The sequence below is a fragment of the Variovorax sp. Soil_C_26 genome, from assembly GCF_057657075.1.
The window spans coordinates 59,872-65,871 of the sequence record NZ_JBDGJC010000015.1 but is presented as its reverse complement, the minus strand read 5'-3'; the positions used below and the strand labels follow the sequence as shown (position 1 = coordinate 65,871).

Below are 6,000 nucleotides of genomic sequence, written 5' to 3'. Positions count from 1 at the left end.
GTGAGCCACCAGGCTCGCAAAGAGGGTGGGTCAATATTGGATGGAAATGCCGGGTCAGGATTGCATGGAACTCAACACCGTTGGGTAGTTTCTTCTTCTTCATCGAGACCCGCGGCGCCTTTTATGGTCGCCAAACAGATTGCAGTTTCGGTGTGGCTCAAAACTATTGGCAATGCTGTAGTCCGCGCGTCAGAAGGCGGCGTGCGGTTTCGTGAGCTCGATGCTCGCCGATGCGGCGACATGCAACAGATTGATTCGCCGCGCGTATTGGGTTTACATTCCCGCCACCAGAACCACCGGCATTTTGGATAGTTCAAACGCCGGTACTCGAGGGGGAAAATGCCACTCATGTTCTTGCGCAAGTTGCATCGGGAGGAGCTGCCGGTGCGTGTTGCCGATCCGCATGAAGTCAGGTGCGTGTCGTTGCTGTTGCAACAGGCATCGTCGAGGCGGAGTTCTCGGAGATTCGACAGTCCTTGCAACCGGGGCCGGCCCATGTGGCCACTGTGCTCCGCATAACAGAACAGGGCTTAGCAGAGCTTTCGAAGATGGAGGCTGAGCCGGCGAGTCCGCCGCCTCCGTGTCGCAGACCGCGGCGACCGCGACCCTTGTGACCAAGCGAACACGCGCGGTCACTCTCGCCGTCGCGCGAGTTCCATTCGCCCCAACGCGGTGATCCGCTCCACGATCGCAAACTCCGGTGGAGGATCCGGCTGCGTTCGACTGGATGGTTTGGAAACGGACGCGACGACCATCTCGGCGGCAAGCAAAACAGCCACACAGTCGATCTCTTTCGGGTCGTCGACCTGCAAAGGGAACTTGGCGTGTTGGATTTGTCGGAGATAGTCGAGGGGCATTCGGCTCCAAGCTGGGTGGGCAGCTGGCGGCAGCAAGCACCCGACTATGCCATGGACAGTGGCTTCGTTGCGTCCCTGGCGATGTAGTCATCAATCCATTGCTCGGCATGACGCTGAGCCTCGGCGCGAGCGCCTCCCTGGTTCGAAGATGAACGAGTGACCCTGCACATCATCTGGCCGCGCAAAGTGATGGTGGCGACATGGGCGCCGTCGCCTCGGTCGGCGACCTCAATGTTCCATCCCTCGTTGACGGCGTGCAGGTGAGATCTGCTCATGATCTAGATCTGGGCTCCTGGCGAGAACTGCGGGAACAGTTGATGCTCTCCGCTGCGGCGAGAGCCCTTGTCAGCCAATCCCAACGTGTGCGTCCTGCGATGTTCGACTGCGCGGGCTAGGATCCGGGCATGACCTCCCTTTGCCTCCGTCTTCTCCTGGCTGGTCTTGTAGCTCTGCCTCTCTCTGTTACCGCCGAGCCGCCTACGTCGTGCATCGTCGTCGGGGTCAGCGACGGCGATACCCTCACCGCGCGCTGCGGCGGACTGGGCTCTTTCGAGCAGCTCAAGGTCCGAGTGAACGGCATCGACGCGCCCGAGAAGCGCCAGCCTTTCGGCCAGCGCGCGAAGGAGGCGCTGTCCGACCTGGTCTACATGAAGGACGCGCAGCTCGAGTGCGGCAAGACCGACCGCTACGGCCGCAGCGTCTGCAAGGTGATGGTGGCGCCCCCGTCGGCGCCGCGCGGGCCCAAGACGCTCGATGCGGGCTTGGCCATGGTCACCGTCGGCATGGCTTGGTGGTACCGCGCCTATGCGCGCGAGCAGACGCCGCAGGACCGCGGGCAATATGAGTTCGCCGAGGTCGAGGCCCGGGCCAAGCATGCCGGGCTGTGGCGCGATGCAGAGCCCGTGGCGCCGTGGGAGTGGCGCAAGGCGCAGCGCGAACACGCCCAGTGAGGGCATTTTCCCCGCGACTCGGTTGGATTTTGAGGGTGCAGATGGTTTACCGATTGCCGTTAAACGGTATAGAATTCACCCATGGCGGTTCAATCATTTTCTTGCCCCGACACTGAAGCACTTTTCACAACAGGCAAGAACGCCAAGTTCGCGAATATCAAGGATGTCGCAGTGCGCAAGTTGACCCAACTGGATGCCGCTCCTTCGGTGGGATTCATGAAGATGCCACCGGGCAATGACTTGAAGTTTTACGACGATGCATGGCACGTCAGGATCAACCAGCAATGGCGCCTGACATTCAAATGGGGCGATGCGGGGCCCTACGAAGTGAAGATCGAAGACCCGCACTGATCCGGCCAGTCTGCCGTAGCACCTATAGAGGGCAATTTATGTTTAAGAATGGGATGAACCCGGTCCACCCGGGGGAAGTGCTCCGTGAGGACTATCTGAAGCCGCTCGGCATGACGGCAAACGCGCTGGCCAAGGCACTGCACGTGCCCGCCTCGCGCATCAATGACATCGTGCTCGAGCGCCGCGGCATCACGCCCGACACGGCGCTGCGCCTCACCCGCTACTTCGGCGGCGAAGAGAATGACGCGGTGGGCTGGCTCAACATGCAAGCGACCTACGATTTCAAGATCGCTCAGAAGGCCGTGGGCAAGGTGATCGCGAAAGAGATTGCCCCGAGGGCCAACGATGAGGGTTTCGCGCTCGCTGCTTGACAAGGTGCGTTTTGAGATGGGGGCGCGCCCTGCTACATTGCGGGCATGGCCAAGGACCCCAGGAACTTCACCGGCGAGGACGTCAAGCGTCTGCTCGAGCCGCAGGGGCGTCGCTTGGAAAGCAAAGAAGGCTGGAAGCTGACAGGCCACTTTGCGCTGGTTGCCGCGGGCTCTGTGGCCTTCGTGGTTGGCGTCACTGCCTTGATCTTGCAGGCCGTGCGCTAAGTTGTGCGCGTGAGCCGATTCGCCGGCTTCCGCAGATCACCCTCCTTGAGCCAGTCTCGCACCCGCGCGATCGTCATTTCCTTGATCGGTCCGACGCGAAATCCCGCCGGGAAGTGCTTCGCATAGGCAGCCTTGGCCTCTTCGCGGCTCGTGAAGCCGAGCAGCAGCTTGTGTTCGTCGAAGCGCCCCTTGGCGTCCACCTGGTCGACGATGAACGCGCGCAGCGATCGATGGTGCGGGCCGACATAGACGTCGACGTGCTCGCCGTCTGCGCCTTCGGTGCGCAGCACCGTAGCCATAGTGCGCACTCATCTGGCGCTGCCAGGGTGTGCCGTCCTTGCTGACACCCTTGCGGATTGACGAGGAATGCCCCCGCGGGAGCATCGCGCTGGCGGAGCTGCTGTTAGCGCCGAAGTAAAACTAACCCACTTGGGGTGCGGATAAAAACTTGGACTACCAGGAGGTAGTTCAAGTTTTCGTCCGCATCCCCTACCTACAAAATTGGCTCAGTTTCCGGTCGGCGCCAACACATCGGGTTGCCTTTCGAAGAAGAAACAGTCAGGCAGGATGGCCGGAGCGATGTAGTCGATGTCCTTGGCCGACACGCCGCAGGCGAAGAAGCCGTCGCGCCAATGCCGGACGACATCGACGAGCTGATCGATTTGCCTGCGCGCCTCTTCCGCCGACAAGCCGAAACGCCCAGCCTGCGACAACAGGTTGTAGATGCTGGCCGTGCGACCGTAGTCGCCGACGGTCAAAGCTAGGTCGCGCCTCTCCAGGCTGACCACAGGTGCGGGCACGAGGTCGTAGGCCGGCGACAGCCGCCATCCCTTCTGCCTGCGTAGCAGAGCGTGATTGCGCGGATGATCGTTGTTAGTCACGGCGGCATTGAAGACCACCCGCCTGAAGAGTTCGGCGCAGTCGGCTTCCGGTTTGTCGGACCAGCGGCGCAGGTTATCGGCCATCAACGGGTAGGACCAACGTTCCCGGTCCAGGTGGCTATCGCCGCAGTCGAGCACGGTCAGGCCACTGACGAGACCGAAACGCAGGTAACCCTTGTCGGTGTAGTCGCGATCAAAACGCTGCAGCATCAGCACGTCGCTTTCGCCAACCGCCTCCAGGCGGGCTTGTGTGACGTTCAGGCCGCATCTGCGTGCCAGGTCGAGCGTCGCGAACTCGACGCGCTGCAGATTGAAGCGGTCATCTCTGGCTGGAAACTTGCCGAGCCAGAGACTTTGCGCGTCCTCAATCGTGGCCTTCGGCCGCGCACCACCCATGCTGGTGCCAGGATCGAGCTGTTCGAGCAGATCGGCGGCCACTGGGCGACCCTCTTCGATCGCCTGTGTGGCCGCGATCAGCTCGGCCAGCTGGTGCGTGCGGTTGTACTGGCGCCTGGGCGCGGGCGGTTCCGCCTTTAGCCCGAAGCTCAGGTAGCCTGCTCCGTCTTGCGGCCCATGTAGCAAATAGTCGATTTCCTGGAGGTCGGCCGCGCTGCGCTCGAGCTTGTGCTCGATCACACGTCGTCCCCAGGCGTCGGGGCCAGCGTCTCGAACCGCGCCTGGAATCCCCTTGAGTTGGGTGAACTCGAAGACTTCCTTGGCAAGAGGCAGTTGGAACGGATCGAGTGCAACTGCCTCGTGGCGCTGAAGGTAACGGTCGCCGTAGCGGAAGCGCCCTATCTGCGTGCCGTCGGGCAGCGTCTGCACCCTGAGCAGCGCTGCCGGCACCGTTTCCAACGTGCCGGGCAGTTGAATGTAGACATAGGCCTCGCGCTCAGAAGTCATAGTCGTCGCTTGCCTTTCGGGCCTTGCCGGCCCGCGTCGGGCGGCGCGACGCTTCGAGGGCCTTGCCATGGAGATCGCTGTCGGGATCCGCAACAGCGTCTAGAGACTTGTCCAGGCCGAGTGCCCACAGTACCGTGAAGCACACGCCGACCGCCGTACCTGGCTTACCTAGTTCCAGCGCCGTGAGGGTGTTTCGGTTGATACCTGCCTTGCTGGCGAGATCGGCGACCGACCAGCCGCGTCGAATCCGCGCCACCCGGATGCGCTGACCCAGCTGGACAACACGCTCGGTGGCTTGCAGTGGCATTACGAATTTGCTCATGAAATTAGGCATTCACAGTACTCAACGCCCGCTATATTAGGCTTTTGCCACACTGAGCGCAAGTCGAGCGCTGCCAACAAGATCGCCAAATTAGGCAAATAAGCTGATAATGCCCTGTATTTTAGGCATTTGAGGGTCGAATTTTCGCGCTTCCTGTCGCTACGCAACGGGAGCGTGGCGGAGTGCGTCCCTCATCAGAAGAACACTGAAGAGAGGACCCATGGCCGACATGTTCGACGTACAAAGCAAACGAGGCTCGCTCTGGCATCGCTGGGACCCTCACATCCACACGCCTGGCACCGCCCTGAACGACCAGTACGCCGGTCCAGATCCTTGGGCAGCGTTCCTGGACGCCATCGAGGCGTCGAACCCGCCGATTCGTGCAATAGGTATCACCGACTACTTCGGCATTGAACGCTATGAGCAGGTCACGGAGTCCAACGGGCGCATCTGGGATGGGTCTCGATCCAGCCTGATGCTGAGAGCGAGGAACGCTGCCTGCGCCTAACTGCTTGAACCCGGCTCGTAGCCGAGCTCGCGCTGATGGCGCAGGGCCAGCACCGTGACCTCATCGCCCTCACCAGCGTAACGATACAACGTCACGTAGCCGCTGGCGCCGAAGTCGATCACCCACTCGCGGTACTCAGGCGGAAGATCTTCCACCGGCCGCCCCACCATCGGCTGCTGACGCAGGACTTGAACGGCCTTGATGATGGTCTCACCAGCACGTCGGGCGGCTGCCGGGTTTTTCGGGCGCAGGAACTCACGCAGCCGCTGCAGATCGCGCAGCGCCGCCGGCGCGAACCTCACTTGTGGCATGCAGGCGCTGGCAACTCGTTGTCAGTGCCCCAGGTCTCCAGCCACGCCATCACCTCGTTGCCCGAGACGTGCAGGCCCGTTTCCTCGAACTCCTCCCACGCCGCCACGGCGTCCTGGTGCAGGGACTGGCGCTTTTCTTCGCGATCAACGTACTGGGCGATGGCTTCACGCATCAGCCAGTGAGGCGCCCGATGGCGTGCCGTCGCCAGACGCTTCAGGCGCACCTTGAGTTCAGGATCGAGCTTGACGGGCGTCGGGCTAATGGCGGTAGTCATGAGTAATACTCTACCAGAATGTGCCATCTTCGTGATCGACGTCTAT

11 protein-coding genes and 1 pseudogene are annotated in these 6,000 nt (G+C 61.8%); 5 read left to right on the top strand and 7 right to left on the bottom strand.

Annotated elements, in window-relative coordinates:
• Positions 1–632 precede the first annotated feature (632 nt).
• A complete protein-coding gene (locus tag AC3A6G_RS25805) occupies positions 633–857 on the bottom strand; it encodes a hypothetical protein (RefSeq protein ID WP_487874920.1) in 225 nt (74 codons plus the stop codon).
• Between the two features lie 44 nt (positions 858–901).
• A complete protein-coding gene (locus tag AC3A6G_RS25800; protein WP_487874919.1) occupies positions 902–1,132 on the bottom strand; it encodes a hypothetical protein in 231 nt (76 codons plus the stop codon).
• Between the two features lie 129 nt (positions 1,133–1,261).
• Between AC3A6G_RS25800 and AC3A6G_RS25795 the strand changes: the two genes are divergently transcribed.
• From AC3A6G_RS25795 to AC3A6G_RS25780, 4 genes are all read left to right on the top strand, one after another.
• Positions 1,262–1,807, top strand: a complete 546-nt coding sequence (locus tag AC3A6G_RS25795) for a thermonuclease family protein (protein WP_487874918.1) — start codon at positions 1,262–1,264, stop codon at positions 1,805–1,807.
• Between the two features lie 81 nt (positions 1,808–1,888).
• A complete protein-coding gene (locus tag AC3A6G_RS25790) occupies positions 1,889–2,158 on the top strand; it encodes a type II toxin-antitoxin system RelE/ParE family toxin (protein ID WP_487863228.1) in 270 nt (89 codons plus the stop codon).
• 38 nt (positions 2,159–2,196) lie between these two features.
• Positions 2,197–2,529 (top strand): HigA family addiction module antitoxin, encoded by a 333-nt coding sequence (locus AC3A6G_RS25785; RefSeq protein ID WP_487863229.1) that lies wholly within the window; start codon positions 2,197–2,199, stop codon positions 2,527–2,529.
• A 45-nt stretch (positions 2,530–2,574) separates the two neighbouring features.
• Entirely contained in the window at positions 2,575–2,754 is a 180-nt protein-coding gene (locus AC3A6G_RS25780) for a hypothetical protein (protein WP_487874917.1), read from the top strand.
• On the opposite strand, the gene AC3A6G_RS25775 is transcribed toward AC3A6G_RS25780, so the two are convergent.
• The 3 genes from AC3A6G_RS25775 to AC3A6G_RS25765 all read right to left on the bottom strand — a co-directional run bounded on the left by AC3A6G_RS25775 (position 2,751) and on the right by AC3A6G_RS25765 (position 4,860).
• Positions 2,751–3,053: a hypothetical protein gene (locus AC3A6G_RS25775; RefSeq protein WP_487874916.1), complete on the bottom strand. Its 303-nt coding sequence runs from the start codon at positions 3,051–3,053 to the stop codon at positions 2,751–2,753. The genes AC3A6G_RS25780 and AC3A6G_RS25775 overlap by 4 nt on opposite strands.
• 207 nt (positions 3,054–3,260) lie before the next feature.
• A complete protein-coding gene (locus tag AC3A6G_RS25770) occupies positions 3,261–4,538 on the bottom strand; it encodes a type II toxin-antitoxin system HipA family toxin (protein WP_487874915.1) in 1,278 nt (425 codons plus the stop codon).
• Positions 4,528–4,860: a helix-turn-helix transcriptional regulator gene (locus tag AC3A6G_RS25765; protein ID WP_487863233.1), complete on the bottom strand. Its 333-nt coding sequence runs from the start codon at positions 4,858–4,860 to the stop codon at positions 4,528–4,530. Before AC3A6G_RS25765 ends, AC3A6G_RS25770 begins: the two co-directional genes overlap by 11 nt.
• A gap of 220 nt (positions 4,861–5,080) precedes the next feature.
• Here AC3A6G_RS25765 and AC3A6G_RS25760 point away from each other — a divergent pair.
• Positions 5,081–5,308: pseudogene (locus tag AC3A6G_RS25760) on the top strand (hypothetical protein); the annotation flags it as partial.
• Positions 5,309–5,364: 56 nt separating this feature from the next.
• Here AC3A6G_RS25760 and AC3A6G_RS25755 read toward each other — a convergent pair.
• Positions 5,365–5,679 carry a type II toxin-antitoxin system RelE/ParE family toxin gene (locus AC3A6G_RS25755; RefSeq protein ID WP_487874914.1) on the bottom strand — a complete coding sequence of 105 codons (315 nt, stop codon included), beginning with the start codon at positions 5,677–5,679 and terminating at the stop codon, positions 5,365–5,367.
• The gene (locus tag AC3A6G_RS25750; protein ID WP_021005018.1) at positions 5,667–5,954 is read right to left on the bottom strand and encodes a CopG family ribbon-helix-helix protein; all 288 of its coding nucleotides are present in this window, start codon (positions 5,952–5,954) and stop codon (positions 5,667–5,669) included. The genes AC3A6G_RS25755 and AC3A6G_RS25750 overlap by 13 nt, the downstream gene beginning before the upstream one ends.
• Positions 5,955–6,000 lie beyond the last annotated feature (46 nt).

What these genes read in the sequence shown, in the direction of transcription:
- AC3A6G_RS25775 (WP_487874916.1), bottom strand. Translation starts at nt 3,053, where the DNA reads ATGGCTACGGTGCTGCGCACCGAAGGCGCAGACGGCGAGCACGTCGAC.
- AC3A6G_RS25755 (WP_487874914.1), bottom strand. Translation starts at nt 5,679, where the DNA reads ATGCCACAAGTGAGGTTCGCGCCGGCGGCGCTGCGCGATCTGCAGCGG.
- AC3A6G_RS25805 (WP_487874920.1), bottom strand. Translation starts at nt 857, where the DNA reads ATGCCCCTCGACTATCTCCGACAAATCCAACACGCCAAGTTCCCTTTG.
- AC3A6G_RS25765 (WP_487863233.1), bottom strand. Translation starts at nt 4,860, where the DNA reads ATGAGCAAATTCGTAATGCCACTGCAAGCCACCGAGCGTGTTGTCCAG.
- AC3A6G_RS25750 (WP_021005018.1), bottom strand. Translation starts at nt 5,954, where the DNA reads ATGACTACCGCCATTAGCCCGACGCCCGTCAAGCTCGATCCTGAACTC.
- AC3A6G_RS25770 (WP_487874915.1), bottom strand. Translation starts at nt 4,538, where the DNA reads ATGACTTCTGAGCGCGAGGCCTATGTCTACATTCAACTGCCCGGCACG.
- AC3A6G_RS25780 (WP_487874917.1), top strand. Translation starts at nt 2,575, where the DNA reads ATGGCCAAGGACCCCAGGAACTTCACCGGCGAGGACGTCAAGCGTCTG.
- AC3A6G_RS25795 (WP_487874918.1), top strand. Translation starts at nt 1,262, where the DNA reads ATGACCTCCCTTTGCCTCCGTCTTCTCCTGGCTGGTCTTGTAGCTCTG.
- AC3A6G_RS25800 (WP_487874919.1), bottom strand. Translation starts at nt 1,132, where the DNA reads ATGAGCAGATCTCACCTGCACGCCGTCAACGAGGGATGGAACATTGAG.
- AC3A6G_RS25785 (WP_487863229.1), top strand. Translation starts at nt 2,197, where the DNA reads ATGTTTAAGAATGGGATGAACCCGGTCCACCCGGGGGAAGTGCTCCGT.
- AC3A6G_RS25790 (WP_487863228.1), top strand. Translation starts at nt 1,889, where the DNA reads ATGGCGGTTCAATCATTTTCTTGCCCCGACACTGAAGCACTTTTCACA.